Genomic DNA, 16178 nt, shown 5'->3' on the forward strand with positions numbered 1-16178 from the left:
GCCGGCCTAGCGAGAATGCACAGAGCGCTCGCGATGCGGGCCATCGCGCGCGATGGAGCATCACATGCGTCATGCAGTTCTCTTCGCCTTTCTCCTGCTTCTCGGCAAATCGGCTTGCGCTGCCGTCGCGCCGGAGATCGACCCGCACGTCCCGCTCGGTGTCGTGCAGCAGTGGATCTACAACTATCGGGCCAAGCCGGACTACGCGCACGTGCCCGCCGCTGTCCGGGTCCTCTTCCATTCCCAGACATTCAAGGAGCCGGACAATGCCGGCATCTATCTCGGCTTCATCGCCGGCGCGATCGGCTCGAACGCCGCAAAGTCGGAGCAGCTCGTCGACAGCTTCTTTCCCATGCCGCCGGAAGATGAATGGGTGATCGTGCGCGCCGTCGCCTATTCCGGACTGCCCGATTGGCGCAATCTGCTGAGGCGGATCGCACCGAAGATGCCGGGTCGGCGGGTCATGATCGACAGCTATCTCAACGGCACGCTGCCGACGTTGGCCGAGATCCCCCTGGAAGAACAGAAGCCGGGCATGCTCGACAGAATGCGCAGTGCGCTCACCCGCAATCCCTTCGCAAAGGACGACAAGAAGCTCGATACGAAGCTTACCTTTGCGAGCAGCCAGGATCTCCTGGATACGCTATGGGGTTACTATTTTGCCACTGGCTCGCATGTACCGATCATGCGTATCGTGCAGATGTTGCCATGGTCCAAGAGCCGCGACACCGTCGACAAGCTGACGGTCGGCAGCATGGCACGCTACACGCTCGCAAGTTATGCGGTGCGAGACGGCTCTTTGCGCGAATTCTTGCGCAGCGAGCTGCCACACCAGTCGGAGGAGGTGAGGGGGCCGCTGTCCGAGGTGATCCAGGCCGCCGACACGGTTCAGCTCGGCGCGGTGCGACGGGATGCGGTCGCCGCCGTCGAAGAGCTCAAGACCAGGGGATCGGATGCGCGTCGCAATCTCGATTTCTGGGGGCAAGTCGGTGTCGGCGCGGTCGCGCTCGGCTGTGTGTCGGCGGCAGCGCTTGGGCAGGTCGCCGTCGGCGTTCCCTGCGTGATCGGTGGTGCCACGTCGCAAGGGCTGCTCTCGTTTTGGGAGAGGCAGCAGCAATGAAGTCACCGTACGCCCGGTGCCATTTCCGGCGCAGGCGCGCGACATGATGCGGCCTTGCCCGGTCAGGAAGGATCAGTCGCCCTCCGCCGGGAGACCCACGGCGAGGAGGCGCTCGATCATGGCGTTGATCTGGTGGCTCGGCGTGGCTCTGCAACTGTCCGGACACACGCACGGCGGATTGATCCTCGGGATCGACCGGCTGGCCGCACGCGCCAACGCCGGCTTCGTATCGGGTCGTTACGACGTCGACGGCATGACGCTCTATGTGAACAACGGCACCGGGCTGTGGCCGGGCTTTGCGCTGCGGCTCGGTCGCCCCTCCGAATTGACCCGGATCACGCTGCGCCCGGCGGGAGCGATCTGACCATATAGGTTTCCGTTTCCATGACGATGTCGGTGGCCGTCGTGGGTTCCGTCCGGGTGCAGATCCGGAATTACAGCGACAGTGCACTTAATTAAACGTGGCCGTTATCGTCTTCTTCAATCTGCGAGGTCTCCTAAAAATGACGTGGTTCAATTGAGTGCACTGTCACCGTAACTCAACTTATACTAGATGCACCGACGCGCGCGCTTCGTTATCACCTAACGGATGAAACTTATTCGCGCTCCGTGGACAAAAGTACAGTTCCGATCGCCGTGATTAGTCCAGCAAGCTCTGCCTGACGTCCCGTCGATGTCTTTGCGAAGACGTGGCGCAGATGCGTCTTGATGGTGTTTGGTGACAAGTTCAGCAGCCGCGCGGTTTCGCCGACGGTGTGGCCGGATGAGACGGCGAGAGCCACCCGCGCTTCGGCGTGGGTGAGCCCGTAGGCATGCATGATTTGGCCGAGCGGAATCGAGCGCCGGTTGGCGGGATCGATGATGAAAATCAGGACGGCGGCGTCCTTGAAGCCGGCGTCGGATAGCAGCCCGACGCTCCGGCCGCGGATCGAAGAGACCATGATGGTCAGGAGCCGGCCGTCGGTGCCGTTCGGAAAGCTCATCGTGCCGCCTGCGCCTCCGGTTAGCGCCGGCTTGATCAGCGCAATCAGGCGGGAGGAATAGGCGGGCGCCGCCATTGCAATCGACGGATGCAGGCGCAGCATGCCTTCCGCTTCAATTCTCCTTGCGGCCGCGTTGGCGAACAATATGCGAGCGCTTCTGTCGAAAATCGCGACGCCGTCGGAAAGGCGGTCGAGGACGTCGAAGGCCGCATCTCGGATGCTGCGATAGCCTTCGAGACGAAAACCCAAAGCCGCCGATCGGCGCAGATGGGGCGACAACCACTCGAGCAAGCGTTGTTCTTCAGGATTGAACTGTCCCTGGCTTTCGCTTCGGCAGATGTTGAAGGCAACGCGGAAATCCCGCTGCGCCGCGAGCGCCATCAACGCGCTGTGAGTGATGTTCTGGGGGCGAAACACGTCGTCGTAAAAGCTCGTGGCGCGGAATTTCCACAGTTCCATGATTTCGTCGGATAGAACCACTCGCCCGACCGGCTGATGCACCATGTAGTCGGCATAGGGATTCTGCATATGCCGTTCCTGGTAGTAGCGGTTGTATTCCTCGTTGAGACGCCCGTTGAATTCGTAATGGATGGCCCGCGTGTCGAACGACACGCCGAACAGGATGCCGCCTTGGCTGTTGGTCAGGTCCGCGACCGCGGTGAGCACGTTGCGCCAAAGGTCGTTCTCGGCGGCCGCGTCATAGATCAGGTCAACGACCTTTTCGATCTGCTCGCTCGAAGGATTCACCTGGGCATTCCCGCATGCATCGGTTTGCGCCCATGGTAGCACGCAACCGCCTGGCCGTGAGGAGGTAATGGAGGATAGCATAATCGGACGTCGGTGCCTCACCCACCTGGGTGAGGTTGCCTCGCAGCGCGTAGGATGGGTAGAGCACTTGCGAAACCCATCACACTTGTCGTCAGGCGGGACTGAAGGGTTTCGTTTCGCTCTACCCATCCTACATATGACGCACTGATCAAATCCGGAGCGCACCGATTCCCCAGCTCATCTTCGGCCTCGCCTATCTGCTGATCCTCACCCGCTTTATCTGGCCGCTGCAATTGCCGCTCTCGATCAAGATCGTGGCGGCGGCGCTCATTTTGGTCGCATTGCAGTTTCACCGGTGGAGCAAGCTCTCGTCGGGGTCGGTATTCTCCCCGGAGTTTCCGCGCCCGGTGGTCGCTCTCTTCAACTGGGCGTTCGGCGCGATCGTCCTGCTGGCGTTGCTGCAACTGCTGCTCGATGTCGGACTTCTGGCCGCAATGCTGATCCATGGCGGCATCGTGAGCGCGCCCGATGGTATCCGTTACGGATTGGCGGGGTTGGCTGCCGTCGCAGCCGCCATCGGCGTCCAACAGGCGATGCGGATTCCGCCGCTGAAGGACATCGAAGTCGGTATCCGCGGACTTCCGCGACAATTCGACGGATACACCATTCTGCACTTGACCGATCTGCACATCAGCCGGCTGTTTCCCGCGTCATGGGCGCGCGCCGTCGTCGCGCGATCGAACAAGCTCGGCGTCGACCTGATCGCGATCACAGGGGATCTGATCGACGGCTCCCTCGATGCGCGGCGCGCCGACATCGAGCCGTTGCGGGACCTGAAGGCGACCGACGGCGTCTACGTGATCTCGGGCAACCATGAGTACATTTTTGGCTACAGCGCATGGATGGCGCGCTTCGCCGAATTGGGACTGCTGTCGCTCGAAAACAGCAGCATCGTGCTCGATCGCGGCGGTGGCAAGCTGGCTGTCGCCGGGATCACCGACCGGGCGTCGCGCCGCAGCGGGCAGCATCCTGTCCGGGATCTTGCCGCGGTCCTTCAAGGCGTCCTCAGCGGCGTCCCAATCATCCTGCTCGATCACCAGCCGAGCGACGCGCGGCACGCCGCCAAGCTCGGCGTGGCTCTGCAACTGTCCGGACATACGCATGGCGGATTGATCCTCGGGATCGACCGGCTGGCCGCACCTGCCAACGCCGGCTTCGTATCGGGTCGTTACGACGTCGACGGGATGACGCTCTATGTGAACAACGGCACCGGGCTGTGGCCGGGCTTTGCGCTGCGGCTCGGTCGCCCCTCCGAATTGACCCGGATCACGCTGCGCCCGGCGGGCGCGATCTGATCGGGAGGCGTCTCAATTAAGTGCACTGTCACCGTAATCGGGGAGACCAGGATCATCGGCGTCCCGGCGAAGTTCGCGAAAGTGCAGTTCTTGACCGGCATCGCTTCGGTGACGGAGACGAAGCAGTACCCCAATGGTCGGTCGTTCATCGGTATAGGTGAAGACTGGCGTCCTGGCCTTGAGCCGTGCCGTATCATCATCGGGCCGCGGGCTAACAAGGACATTTCGGACGTGCTACCTCTATTCAACAATCCGCCGCAGGTTATTGTAGCAGAGTTTCCAATCTAATCGGGGAGGGACTGATGGCGAGCACGCCTGTCAGTAAGGACCAATTTGAGATCAACAAGAACGGCATCACGCACAAGCCGACTGGCGCTAATTTCACGCCGCACCCGGGTAGTCCACACTCAGGCAATGCCAATTGGGCGAACCTGGGTAATGTCCTTGCTGACGGCAAGGACTATCGGCCTGAAGAGGTCGAGCGGATGATGGAGCGTTTGTGGGCGGAATACGTTCAGGCGAATCCGGATGAGTTCACATGGGCCGAATAGCGCGTAGTTGAACACCTGCGAAACCTACCGAGGATCACGGACAAAATCAGGATAGGTTTCGCTTCGCTCTACCCCCTATGCGCTAGCATTGGATCAGCATGATGTCCGAAATGCAGAGAGATAGCGCTCACGTCAACGACGTGTTGGCGTCATCAGGGCCTAACTGGCCGTTTCGAGTAGCGATCGTTACCGCAGGCGATGAGCTGCAGTCCCCAGCGCTCAAGCTCTTCATACTGGCTATGAATGGGCGGCTACATCATTTCGAGTTTGAGTTCATTCCGGCCGATATTCCGGATCCCTTGCTGTCTACCCTAGATGTGTCGGGCGGGCTCGATCGGGAGGACGTACGAAAGATTGCCCGCGATTTTCCGGATCGCTTCGGTGGGAAATTACTGTCCGCTATGACGGATTATTCAATTAAGGACAGGCGCTTGCCAGACTACTTCATTGTAATCAGCATGGCGAAATTTGTGGATGGCTACTACAATTTGCGGACAAAGAGAATTTCTGTGATCGCTCTTGGAGACTGGGAAGCCTCCATGTCGCCGCCGTCGATCATTGAATTCATTCAAGCGTTGATAGTCCGTGAGGCTCTTGCAGGTGTTTGTCCTTCGCTACAAGGGTCCCAACATTTCGGGACCAGGGCATGTATCTGCGATTTCAATCAAGAGTTGGCTGATGTTCGATTGAAGGTCATCACGGGCTTTCTGTGCAGCCAATGCCGGAACACGCTTGACGCCGAAGTTCATGAGGGCTTGGCTAGCGAAGTTGGGATGATTCTATCAAAGGACTGGATTGGCGATCTGCACTCGAGCGCAAGTTTGGCGAGCTCAATAGAAAAATTCGGGGTCAATCTCTTTATTACTGCCGGACTCGTTCCAACTTGGAAAGAGCGTATCTTAAACACTCTACGTGAAGACGGATTCAAGGAATTCATCAAATTTCTTTACGCGATTTTGCTCGCGGGCTTTCTTTTTTATCTAGGCTGGAAGAAGGGCTAAGCATCAAAATTCTAAGCAGCGCCACCCGTCGGGCAAAACACCCGCCACCCCGTCAACCCCTCCCCGCAAAAATATTCTACTTTACCGAAATTCGGAAATATCGTATGTATCGCCCATCCCGGCTCATCCTTGAGGGGCGATCTCGTGTCGTCTTGATTGCGAGCCGGGCTTGCGGTGGACGCGGGCAGCGTCGGGTGCGAGAGGTGCGGGCAGGGCGGGTAGTCCCTGTGAGCCCGAAACCGCGTGCCGACGAGCGGCGCTGTCAGGTTCGTCTCGCCAGCAAGTTTCCGGCTCTGTCGACAGGGCTGGAAAAACTGCGGCGAACACGCGAACCGTGCGTACGGCAAAACCGTGTGGTCCTGGCCGTCGTTGCTACGGTCAAGCCTTTCGCGGAGATGTGCGCGAGCCCAACCGGGCAGACGGCATCGTCAATTCGCGGGGTGAGGGAGGCCAGCAGGAAGTCGGCTCCCGGGAGAGCACGGCATAAGCCGTCCGACCATCGCGCAGGGAAGGCCGAGTGATTGGCACCACCTGTATGCTGCTGTGCGGTCTCTTTGCGCTACATCTTCGCGCAGCAGACCGCGGGTGCGAGGTCAGCACCCGGTCTTCCCTGCGCCCTCTTGGCTAAGAGGGTGGAGAGATCAAGCAAAGCTCGGGCGAATTAAGCCGCGAGGACGCGGAGGTGTGTCTGCGACCATACACTCGCTGTCTTCGCCCGCGAAGGCGGGCGATCCAGTATTCCAGAGACGGTCGTGATTGAGCCGAGAAGCCGCGCCGGACTGGATTCCCCGCCTTCGCGGCGAATGACAGCGGGATTGGAGAACAAAGCTTGCCTCATACTGCGTCCCTGGACCGCCAGCCGCATGTTGCCTCGGCGCGAGGCGAGGACGTTGAGATCGTGCCGGTCTTCGCCGTGCGCGATGAGATGGTCGGCGGCGTCGCTGGCGCAGTATGGAAAGGCTTCTTACCCAACGGGCGGCGCCTTGCCACGCGATCCAGCATGCTCGCCAGGCCGTTCGATCGCTGTCACATAGACGTTATGGGGCCGATACCGTGCTATCCGGGTTTCCCTAGGCTGTGTCTTGAACACTCGCGCGCAGCTCCCTTTTTGAATCAAAGAATATTGCGCCAAGCCTGAGACGCTCCGCGCATGGTTGGGACAACTTGCCTGGAGGATTTCGACGTCGTGGCTTATACTGGTTGTATGATCAGCCGTCGGCCTGTCGCGCGGCGGCTGACTCAATTTCTCGGAGAATTGTCTGCATATGAGTCAGAACTAGCAGTCCAAGAGTGAGCACTGCAGGAAGGCGAATGTATCATGTCCCTTCGGGAGTCATCCATCAGCCGACGCGTACGAAATGCTTCCGGAGGACCGGGGCGCGCGCGCAAGGCAGATCTCGAGTCGCTCACTCGGCAAGACGAAGCTCGTCGTCAAATCCGGTTGCGCATTCGGGACGTGCTGCGGAACAGCAGAGTCAGGTGCCTGTCTGAGCTGTCTTGCGACGAGATCAGCGGGGTGGCCCACTCATGAAGCGAATTCTCATTGCCGATGATCATGATGCCGTCCGATCCGGGCTGCGAGCGGTGCTGGAGCAGCGGCCAGGCTGGGTGATTGTCGCCGAGGCGGCCGACGGAAAATCGGCATTTGAGGCCGCTCTCAAGGAGCGGCCCGATGTTGCGATCGTCGACTTCTTCATGCCGCGCATGACGGGACTGGAAATAACGCGCGGGATAAAAAAGCATCTCCGCGAAACGGAGGTGCTGATCTTTACCGCGCACGATTCCGGGGTACTGGCTCAAGAGGCGCTTCAGGCCGGTGCGCGCGCGTTCCTGGTCAAGTCGGACGCGAACAAGCTGCTGTTGGCTGCCGTTGAGGCGCTCATGGCGCGCAGGCCATTCATCAGCGAACGATTTTGCGGTCGATCGAATCGAGAAGACGGATCAGGCGAGGGGCACGCGAAGCTTTCTCCGCGAGAGCGGCTCGTTGTCAAGCTCGTGGCTGAGGGATACAGCAACAAGGGTATCAGCGCTATCCTGAGCTCAAGCGTGAAAACCACGGAAACGCATCGGGCGTCGGCGATGGGAAAACTGGGGGTCAATTCGATAGCTGGACTGGTCCGCTACGCGATCAGGGCCAAATTGATTGAAGAGTGAACGCGAAGAGCGGCGGCGGATCCGTCGCGCTTCGCAGCCGATCTGGTCTTGTTGTCAGCGGTGTCCGCCTTGGGCGAAAGGCCATCTGGGAGTCAGAGCGGGCCCGCTGCGGCGTCGGTGGATCGCGCTCCGCGGACGGTCACCTCCATCGCCACCCGCAATGGCGGCGACCGCGATGCCACCAGCAAACCCAACGGCGCCTGCGCGGTCGTGGCTGCCCCCAACCGGGGCCGGGTGGAGGACCCCACCACTGTGCCTGCGTCAAGAGGTCCGAGCTTGTTGCAGCCTGTCCCAGATCCGGGGCGACGGGCATCGCCTCCGCAGATGCGATGAAACGAAGGCCGATCGCGCCGGCGGCAGCAGCAGCGACGGCGCCCTGCGCAAGGCCAAGGAAGGCACGGCGTGTGGGAGCGCTCATTGTTCTTCTCCTCTCTTCTTGTTACGCAGTTGCGCGCGGCAACGATGGTAGCGGGGAACGGCAACGCCGGCATCCGACGAAACCCTGAGCAGCAATCCCGGAGTATTCCTGCCGCCCTGGATGCTCGGGTCACGTGGCTTGCGCCGAGACCGGCCGTGCCTTGGCGCGCTCGCGCAGGCGTTGAAACGTCACGTAGAGCATCGGCACCATGAAGATTCCGATCGAGCTTGCGGCGAGCATACCGGCAAAGACAGCGGTCCCGACCGCCCTGCGGCTCAATTCGGCTGCGCCGGTTGCGAGCACGAGCGGCAGGAGCCCGAGAATGAAGGCAACCGAGGTCATCATCACTGCGCGGAACCGCATATGGGCGCCCTGGATCGCGGCCTCCGCAAGCTCTGTCCCGGCTTCTCGTCGTTCCTTCGCAAATTCCACGATCAGGATGCCGTTCTTGGCGGCGAGCGCGATCAGCACCACGAGGCCAATCTGGCCGTACAGATCGAGATCGAGGCCGGCGATCTTGATGCCGATATAGGAGCCCAGCACGCCGACGACGACGGACAGCAGCACCGGGATCGGGATCACCGTGCTCTCATAGAGCGCTACCAGGAACAGATAGGCGAACAGCACGGCGAGCGCGAGCACCACCCCGGTCTGTCCTGCTGCCTGTTGCTCCTGATAGGCGGTGCCGGTCCACTCGAAGCTATAGCCTGCGGGCAGCACGGTGTTGGAGATCTCCGCCATCGCCGCCGTCGCGGTGCCCGACGAGACGCCCGGCGCCGGGCTGCCGTTCACCGTCACCGAGCGATAATTGTTGTAACGGGTAATGACCTGAGGCCCGGTTACGATCTTGATGCCGGCGAGCGACCGCATCGGAACCATCTGGCCGGTGCCATTACGCACGTAGATGCGCCAGATATCGGAAAGGTCGGCGCGATCGAGCGCCTCACCCTGCACGTTGACCTGCCACGTGCGTCCAAAGAGGTTGAAGTTGTTGACGTAGATGCCGCCCAGCGTCGCCTGAAGGGCGGTGAAGATATCGCTGATGTTGACGCCGAGCGCCTGCGCCTTGCGCCGATCGATGTCGAGATAGATCGATGGATTGGTCGCGGTGAAGGTCGAGAACACGCGCGTCAACCGCGAATCGGCATTGGCCGCTCCGATCAACGCGGTCGTGACACTGGAGATCGCGGCGGGGCTCTGTCCTTCCAGCGCCTGGAGCTGGTACTCGAACCCGCCCGAGGTGGAAAGTCCGATGATCGGCGGCATGTTGAACGGCAGCACATTGGCCTGCCGGATTTGCGCGCCAGCCGCGTAAGTCTGTCGGATCAATGCCTGCGCCGAATCCGCGGCTGCCTTGCGATCGGCAAACGGCTTGAGGCGCGTCACCACCAGCGCGCTGTTTGGCTCCGACGCCCCGTCGAGCAGCGAGAAACCGATGATGGCCAGAACATGGTCGACGGCCGGCATCTGCTTCAGGAGGCCCTCGATCTGTCCGGTGACCTCGCTGGTCCGTGCGACGGACGCACCGTCCGGCAACTGCACCGAAGTGAAGAAGGCACCCTGGTCTTCCTCGGGAAGGAACCCTGTCGGCGTCAGGTGCGACATCCCGAAAATGCCGGCTGCGAACACGGCGACCAGTACGAGCGAGAGACTGGCCACGCGCAGCAGCCGCCGTACGCCGCCGCTATAGCGATCGCGGATCCAGTCAATGCCGCCAAGAACGCGCCCGATCATGCCGCGCCGCGGGCCGGTATGCCGCAGGAACAGCGCGCACAGGGCAGGCGACAAGGTCAGCGCATTCAGTGCCGAAATCATCATGGCGGCGCTGATCGTCACCGCAAACTGCCGAAACAACGTACCGGAAATGCCGGGTATGAAGGCGATCGGAACGAAGACGGAGAGCAGCACCAGCGTGATCGCGATGATCGGCGCCGTGATCTGCGTCATGGCCTTCTTGCTCGCCTCGGTCGACGAAAGATCCGGTTCCTCCTCCATCACGCGCTCGACGTTCTCCACGACGACGATGGCGTCATCCACGACGATGCCGATGGCGAGCACCATGGCGAGCAGCGACACCGTATTTGCGGAATAGCCGAGCATCAGCAGCACGGCGAAGGTGCCGACCAGGCTGACCGGGACGGCAATGGCCGGTATCAAGGTCGCGCGAAGGTTGCCAAGGAACAGATAAACCACGATCACGACGAGGACGAAGGCCTCGCCGAGCGTCCGCAGGACCTCCGTAATGGTATCTCGCACAAAGCTCGTGGAATCGTACTGCACGAGATAGCTCAAGCCGGTCGGGAATCGCTTGGACAGCCGCTGCATCGTGGCCGCGACCGCCTGTGCGGTCGTTACCGCGTTGGCGCCCGGCGCCAGATAGATCGCGAGAGGCACCGCGGCGCGCCCGTCGATCCTCGCTTCGCTGTCAAGGTTCTGCGCGCCCATCTCGACCCGGGCGACGTCCTTGACGAGCAATGTCGAGCCGTCCGGGTTGGCGCGCAGCACGATATTGGCGAACTGGTCGACTGTCGCGAGCCGCCCCAACGTCTGCACGTTGAACTGGAACTGCTGGTCGTCGCTGATTGGACGCGCGCCGATGCGGCCGACCGGTGCCTGGACGCTCTGCGTTCGAATGGCCGCGATCACGTCCGAGGGTGTGAGATTGAGGCTGCTCAGTCGTTGCGTATCGAACCAGATCCGCATCGAGTAGTTCATCTTGGCGAACAAGTGAGCCTGGCCGACACCGGGCGTGCTGGAAATCGCGTCGAGCACGTTGATGATGGCGTAGTTGGTGATGAACAGCGGATCCTGCTGGCCGTCGGCGCTGTAGAGCACCAGGAATTGCAGGATCGCCGACGATTTCTTTTGCACTGTCACGCCCTGCTGCTGCACCTCCGTGGGCAACTGCGACAATGCGCTCTGCACCCGATTGTTGACATTGACGGTGTTGATGTCGGGATCGGTGCCGAGCGCAAACGACACCGTCAGGGTGTAGCTGCCATCGTTGCCGCTGGTCGATTTCATGTACAGCGCACGGTCGACCCCGACCACTTGCGCTTCGAGGGGCTGAGCGACGCTGGTCTCCACGACCTCGGCAGACGCGCCGGGAAAGGTTCCGGCAACCGTGACCTGCGGCGGCACGATGTCCGGAAATTGCGCCACCGGGATCCGCGTCAGCGCGAGCGCACCTGCGATGGTGATGATGAAGGCGACGACCATTGCAAGTCGCGGGCGATCAATGAACACGGCGGACATCATCGTTTGTTATCCTCCGGTCGCGGACCAGTCGCGCCGCCATGATCTGGTTCCAACGGTGCGTCGCCTGCGCCGGCCTTCATGCTCGACAGGATCAGCGCGCTTGCCGGCCCCGGCGAAACCGCCTGACCCGGACGAACCCTTTGCAGGCCTTCGACAATGACCTTGTCGCCCGCCGCGAGGCCGCTGATGACGGAGGCGATGGTGGGCGTCGATTGTCCAAGCTGGATGCGGCGTTGTTCGGCCTTGTCGCCGGCGCCAACGGTGAGGACGTAGTCGCCCTGCTGGTCTGACAGCACCGCCGAACGCGGGACCGCCAGCACCTCGATGGGTTGGACACCTTCCAGCAAGACCGTAACGAATTCGCCGTCGGTCAGTTCGTGGACGGTAACGCCCGCGGCGGACGGTGCGCGCAGGATCGGATTGGCGATCTCGCCGCGCACGGTAATCGTATCGGTGTTCTGGGCGATCGTGTTGTCGACAAAGTTCAGCTTGCCGGATTTGCCATACATGCGGCCATCAGGCAGCCGCAGCCGGATCACCACGGCTTCCAAACCTCCTTGCGGTCCATAGCGTTCGCGGAGTTCGAGCCCTTGCCGCAGCGGCACCGGGAAGGTGACGTACATCGGATTCTGGCTCACGATCGTGGTCAGTACGCCAGAGCTTGGACCGACGACATTGCCTTCGGTCACGGCCGTACGTCCGATCTTGCCGTCGATCGGTGTGCTGATCATGGTGTAGTCGAGGTTGATCCGGGACGCATCGACTTGTGCCTGCGCAGCCTGGACCTGGGCTTCCAGACTGCGTTGGTTGGCGATCGCTGCGTCGTAGGTCGATTGCTGACCGGCCGGCCCACCGAGCAGCGTAGCCGCACGCTCGGTCGTCAGCTTGGCGTTCTCGAGCATCGCCTGCAGCTGGGCCACCTGCGCCTGCTTTGAGGCGAGATCAGCCTCGAACGGTCCGCGCTCGAGCCGGTAAAGCGGGTCGCCTTTTTTGAGCTCGGCACCTTCGACGAACAGGCGCTCTTCCAGGAATGCGGTGACGCGGGCCACGACATTGACGCGATTGACCGCTTCGATCCGGCCAAGAAATTCGCTGGTCTCGGTGATAGGTCGTCTAATCGCTTCGACGATGCCGACAGCAGGCGGAGCGCCGGGGGCCGGCTGTGTCCAGGCCGTGCCGCCGATGACGAAAGTCAGCAAACTTGCAGCCAGCATCCTGACCGAGACGTCCGCAAGGTCCATTGTCCGCTCCTTGCTCTAGGGTTCGAGACAAGCCGCTATCGCCGTCCGCGCGGACCGAGAGTCAGGTTCGTAACTCCTGCCGCAAGGTTCAATCCGATCGATCGCTCGATCGACAGCGGCTGGAGCGCAATCGTCCGGCGAGAGCCTCCGATCAGGACGTTGGCTCCGAGCCCGGGGCCGAATGCAACATTGCCGCTCGCGCCCACGTAGCTCCCCCGCAGCGTGCCGGGACCGGCGCGGGAGTTTCTAGCGAAGACGGCCCATGAGAGAGTTCCTGCGCTGGTCACGCCGATGTCGAGACCAACGCGCCGGATCCGTCCGTCATAGACGTATTGTCGGGTCGGGCGTGTCGTGATGAATACGCAACGAAGCTCTTGCGCGGAGCCAAGCACCAGCCCAACGCGTGGGGTGCTGGTACATACGAGCCGGCCGACCCTGAACGTCTCGGCCCGTGCGGGCAGGGCATCGGTGCACATCAAGGCGAATCCGCAGATGATCGTGAGAAACAGGTTGATGCGCATTCAGGCCTCCGTTGTACCTATTTGCGATGGTCCCTTGTTAAGCATCGGCCCCCGGTCATCGCCGAGGTAATCCTCGACGTAGAATCTGATGATCGCGACCCGGCCGACGGCGACCAGCGGCATGGCGAGCGCGATGCCCATCACGCCCAGCATTGCGCCCAACAGCACGATCGCGACCAATGTCCATGCGGGAGGAATTTCGACCGCCTGGCGCTGGATCAGCGGACCGATCACATAGCCCTCGATCGACTGAACGATCGTGTAGATGACGACGGCCCAGATCAGCAGCGATGCGCCGAGCGGCATTGCGACGAGCGCGATCGGGATTGCGGCAAGGATGGGTCCCAGATACGGAACGAAGTTGGAAAGGCCCGCCTGCAGCCCCAGCACGAAGGGACCGGGAAGCCCGATAAGGTAGAGCGCGACCCACACGCACAGTGTCATCAGGACGATGCGGATCAGCTGCCCGACGAACCACAGCCGCATCACGTTTCCCATCTCGTTCATCACCGCGCGTGTCCGGGCGCGATAGGAGGGCTTCGCCAGCACCACAAGGCTCTCGCGGTGGCTGGTGGGATCGAAGGCAAAGAGGATACCGAGGAACGCGATCACCAGCGCGCCGGTCAGAAAGCTCGACGCTCTGCCAAGGACGAGCTGGGCGTGGCTGAAGAACCGGCCTTGATCGGACAACAGCCACTGCGCAAAATCTCGGCCCCACTCCGGACCAAGCAGGTCGACGCCGTACGTCAGAAGACGTTGCTGCAAGACGTCGAACTGGGTGTCCATGACCTTCAGCAAGATGCGCGTTTGCTCCGGCAGCTTGCCAACTCCCCAGACGAGGCCCAGTCCGACCATGGTGGCGAACAGCAGCAGCACGAATGTCAGCCGCCACAAACGATTGAGCGGAATTGCCGGCGCCAGTGCCCGCGCGGCGGCATCCAGAAAGGCGGCAAACAACACGCCTGCGAAGATGATGAGGAGACTCGAGACGGTTTGCCACACCAGGAAGAGGCCAACGCATGTGGCGAGCAAAGTGAGGCCCGTTGCGAGAAGGCCGCGGCGATTGTCGGACACGGCCTGGTCTGGAGGCTCGCGGAAACCGGCCTCGCGCGGTTGCTCTTGTCCTGTCCTCACGTCGCTCATCGGTCGGGCGTCCCGGCGGATTTCAATGATGGACCGTCGTGCCGGGGCTCAGGTGCGAACACGGCGGCTGCCATAATGGGGATGCGAGCCGCCGCGATGGCGCCAGTGGCGATGCTTGGTGGGGTTCGTATTGGTATTTGGCGCGGCGGCGCCTGGCGCAGGCGTCGTGACCTGCTTGGGCACGGATGCAGCCGGATCGGTCGTCTGCGCCTGAGAGCTGGTCGGCTGCGCGGCCGCGATCGATCCGGCAAGGATGAGAGCGCCGCAAAAGGTGCGGACATTCATGTTTGTCTCCAATTGACCCCACGATACTTCAGATCGGGATAGCGCCGCCGGCCGGCGCATGGACGCGGACGCACGCGGTTAGTCCCCAAACCCGGGGATGAGGTGGGCGCAAGGGTCGAATTTGAGTGGGGTAGACCGGCCACCCTCGGCTGCGAGACTAGAGGCGGCTTCCGCGTCTGCACATCGGGGATTCTATGTAGAGGGCGAGACAGGAAATCGGTCGACCCCTCTAGCGAGAACTTGCCGACCCTGGCGCCGCGGTTCGGGCGATCAACACGAAGCTCGCGCGGAAGAACTCGCCGGCCTTGGCGAGTTCAGCCGCGATACGCCTGGCGTGCAGAACGGCGGCGCCCTGGTCGGCGCACTCGCATGCAGTTCCGTCCGGACAAAGGCCGTATTTGTCGACGATGTGAAAGAAGTAGCGCATGCGGACGGATTAGGCCGGTGCGTGACCAGCTTCCAGTGACAAAGGTGCAAGAGTCCAGGCAAAAAGGATGAGAAGCTGAGGGCGACCCAAGGTTACACTTCGGTTAGCCGCCGCGGCCGGATGCAGGCGTTCCGCGATAGGGTGATATATCCTGCGGTACTCGGGTGATCATCCGATGTGCCCGCAAGGGCCAGACCGCTAGCTTGGCTTGTTCGTGCGAACAAATCCGAGGAGGAGAGCGATGTCGAATTATGATCCGAACCTGACCGCCTCAGGCAGCGGTGGCGCCGCGCTTGCGATCGATCCCGGATTGCGCGCCTATATGCTGCGCATCTACAATTATATGGCCGCGGGCGTCGGCCTGACCGCAATTGTGGCGGGGCTGACGTATCAGCTCATGGGTCCCACCTTGCTCGAGAGCCCATTGATGTGGGTTTTCATCCTGGCGCCGCTCGCGCTGGTGTTCTTCATCGGGGCGCGCATCAATACGCTGTCGGCGGAAACGGCGCGCCTTCTGTTCTTCGTCTATGCCGCGTTGGTCGGCGTCTCGCTCTCGACGCTGCTGCACATCTACACCAGTGCCTCGATCACGCGCGTCTTCTTCATCGCGGCCGCAATGTTCGGGGCACTCAGCGTCTTCGGTTACACCACCGGGCGGAACCTGTCCGCGGTCGGCAGCTTCCTGTTCATGGGCCTGATCGGCATCATCATCGCAGGCCTGGTCAACCTCTTCCTGAGGTCGACGGGGCTCGATTGGTTGATCTCGATCGTCGGCGTTGCCGTCTTTGCAGGACTGACGGCCTACGATACGCAGCGGATCAAGGCGATGTATGAGAGCAGGGACGATGAGACAACGGCGAGCCGCAAGTCCGTCATCGCGGCACTGTCGCTCTACCTCAACTTCCTCAATCTGTTCATGATGCTGCTGCGCCTGCAGGGCGGTCGACGGTAGG

The 16178-nt window shown here is 61.8% G+C and carries 13 protein-coding genes and 1 pseudogene; 7 read left to right on the forward strand and 7 right to left on the reverse strand.

Annotated elements, in window-relative coordinates:
- Positions 1-64 precede the first annotated feature (64 nt).
- Positions 65-1120: a hypothetical protein gene (locus IC761_RS06945; RefSeq protein ID WP_195802524.1), complete on the forward strand. Its 1056-nt coding sequence runs from the start codon at positions 65-67 to the stop codon at positions 1118-1120.
- Between the two features lie 139 nt (positions 1121-1259).
- Positions 1260-1484: pseudogene (locus IC761_RS06950) on the forward strand (metallophosphoesterase); the annotation flags it as partial.
- A gap of 232 nt (positions 1485-1716) precedes the next feature.
- Here IC761_RS06950 and IC761_RS06955 read toward each other — a convergent pair.
- Positions 1717-2892: a helix-turn-helix transcriptional regulator gene (locus tag IC761_RS06955; protein WP_195802525.1), complete on the reverse strand. Its 1176-nt coding sequence runs from the start codon at positions 2890-2892 to the stop codon at positions 1717-1719.
- 206 nt (positions 2893-3098) lie between these two features.
- Between IC761_RS06955 and IC761_RS06960 the strand changes: the two genes are divergently transcribed.
- From IC761_RS06960 to IC761_RS06975, 4 genes are all read left to right on the forward strand, one after another.
- Complete coding sequence (locus IC761_RS06960; RefSeq protein WP_195804573.1) at positions 3099-4226, forward strand: metallophosphoesterase; 1128 nt, start codon at positions 3099-3101, stop codon at positions 4224-4226.
- A 302-nt stretch (positions 4227-4528) separates the two neighbouring features.
- Entirely contained in the window at positions 4529-4777 is a 249-nt protein-coding gene (locus tag IC761_RS06965; protein WP_195802526.1) for a hypothetical protein, read from the forward strand.
- A 101-nt stretch (positions 4778-4878) separates the two neighbouring features.
- The gene (locus IC761_RS06970; protein ID WP_195802527.1) at positions 4879-5778 is read left to right on the forward strand and encodes a hypothetical protein; all 900 of its coding nucleotides are present in this window, start codon (positions 4879-4881) and stop codon (positions 5776-5778) included.
- Positions 5779-7305: 1527 nt separating this feature from the next.
- Complete coding sequence (locus tag IC761_RS06975) at positions 7306-7932, forward strand: response regulator (protein ID WP_195802528.1); 627 nt, start codon at positions 7306-7308, stop codon at positions 7930-7932.
- Between the two features lie 547 nt (positions 7933-8479).
- Here the strand turns inward: IC761_RS06975 and IC761_RS06980 are convergent.
- The 6 genes from IC761_RS06980 to IC761_RS36240 all read right to left on the reverse strand — a co-directional run bounded on the left by IC761_RS06980 (position 8480) and on the right by IC761_RS36240 (position 15225).
- Entirely contained in the window at positions 8480-11608 is a 3129-nt protein-coding gene (locus IC761_RS06980) for an efflux RND transporter permease subunit (RefSeq protein WP_195802529.1), read from the reverse strand.
- The gene (locus IC761_RS06985; protein WP_195802530.1) at positions 11605-12849 is read right to left on the reverse strand and encodes an efflux RND transporter periplasmic adaptor subunit; all 1245 of its coding nucleotides are present in this window, start codon (positions 12847-12849) and stop codon (positions 11605-11607) included. The genes IC761_RS06980 and IC761_RS06985 overlap by 4 nt, the downstream gene beginning before the upstream one ends.
- 35 nt (positions 12850-12884) lie before the next feature.
- Positions 12885-13370 (reverse strand): DUF992 domain-containing protein, encoded by a 486-nt coding sequence (locus IC761_RS06990; protein ID WP_195802531.1) that lies wholly within the window; start codon positions 13368-13370, stop codon positions 12885-12887.
- The gene (locus IC761_RS06995; protein ID WP_497006448.1) at positions 13371-14330 is read right to left on the reverse strand and encodes an AI-2E family transporter; all 960 of its coding nucleotides are present in this window, start codon (positions 14328-14330) and stop codon (positions 13371-13373) included. It abuts the gene before it with no gap.
- A 231-nt stretch (positions 14331-14561) separates the two neighbouring features.
- Positions 14562-14798 (reverse strand): hypothetical protein, encoded by a 237-nt coding sequence (locus tag IC761_RS07000; protein ID WP_195802533.1) that lies wholly within the window; start codon positions 14796-14798, stop codon positions 14562-14564.
- Between the two features lie 229 nt (positions 14799-15027).
- Positions 15028-15225: a DUF6894 family protein gene (locus tag IC761_RS36240; RefSeq protein ID WP_438265084.1), complete on the reverse strand. Its 198-nt coding sequence runs from the start codon at positions 15223-15225 to the stop codon at positions 15028-15030.
- 241 nt (positions 15226-15466) lie between these two features.
- Between IC761_RS36240 and IC761_RS07005 the strand changes: the two genes are divergently transcribed.
- A complete protein-coding gene (locus tag IC761_RS07005) occupies positions 15467-16177 on the forward strand; it encodes a Bax inhibitor-1/YccA family protein (protein WP_195802534.1) in 711 nt (236 codons plus the stop codon).
- Position 16178: the final 1 nt, after the last annotated feature.

The organism is Bradyrhizobium commune (assembly GCF_015624505.1).
Lineage (GTDB): Bacteria > Pseudomonadota > Alphaproteobacteria > Rhizobiales > Xanthobacteraceae > Bradyrhizobium > Bradyrhizobium commune.

What these genes read in the sequence shown, in the direction of transcription:
- IC761_RS07005 (WP_195802534.1), top strand. Translation starts at nt 15,467, where the DNA reads ATGTCGAATTATGATCCGAACCTGACCGCCTCAGGCAGCGGTGGCGCC.
- IC761_RS36240 (WP_438265084.1), bottom strand. Translation starts at nt 15,225, where the DNA reads ATGCGCTACTTCTTTCACATCGTCGACAAATACGGCCTTTGTCCGGAC.
- IC761_RS07000 (WP_195802533.1), bottom strand. Translation starts at nt 14,798, where the DNA reads ATGAATGTCCGCACCTTTTGCGGCGCTCTCATCCTTGCCGGATCGATC.
- IC761_RS06990 (WP_195802531.1), bottom strand. Translation starts at nt 13,370, where the DNA reads ATGCGCATCAACCTGTTTCTCACGATCATCTGCGGATTCGCCTTGATG.
- IC761_RS06970 (WP_195802527.1), top strand. Translation starts at nt 4,879, where the DNA reads ATGTCCGAAATGCAGAGAGATAGCGCTCACGTCAACGACGTGTTGGCG.
- IC761_RS06975 (WP_195802528.1), top strand. Translation starts at nt 7,306, where the DNA reads ATGAAGCGAATTCTCATTGCCGATGATCATGATGCCGTCCGATCCGGG.
- IC761_RS06945 (WP_195802524.1), top strand. Translation starts at nt 65, where the DNA reads ATGCGTCATGCAGTTCTCTTCGCCTTTCTCCTGCTTCTCGGCAAATCG.
- IC761_RS06985 (WP_195802530.1), bottom strand. Translation starts at nt 12,849, where the DNA reads ATGGACCTTGCGGACGTCTCGGTCAGGATGCTGGCTGCAAGTTTGCTG.
- IC761_RS06980 (WP_195802529.1), bottom strand. Translation starts at nt 11,608, where the DNA reads ATGATGTCCGCCGTGTTCATTGATCGCCCGCGACTTGCAATGGTCGTC.
- IC761_RS06965 (WP_195802526.1), top strand. Translation starts at nt 4,529, where the DNA reads ATGGCGAGCACGCCTGTCAGTAAGGACCAATTTGAGATCAACAAGAAC.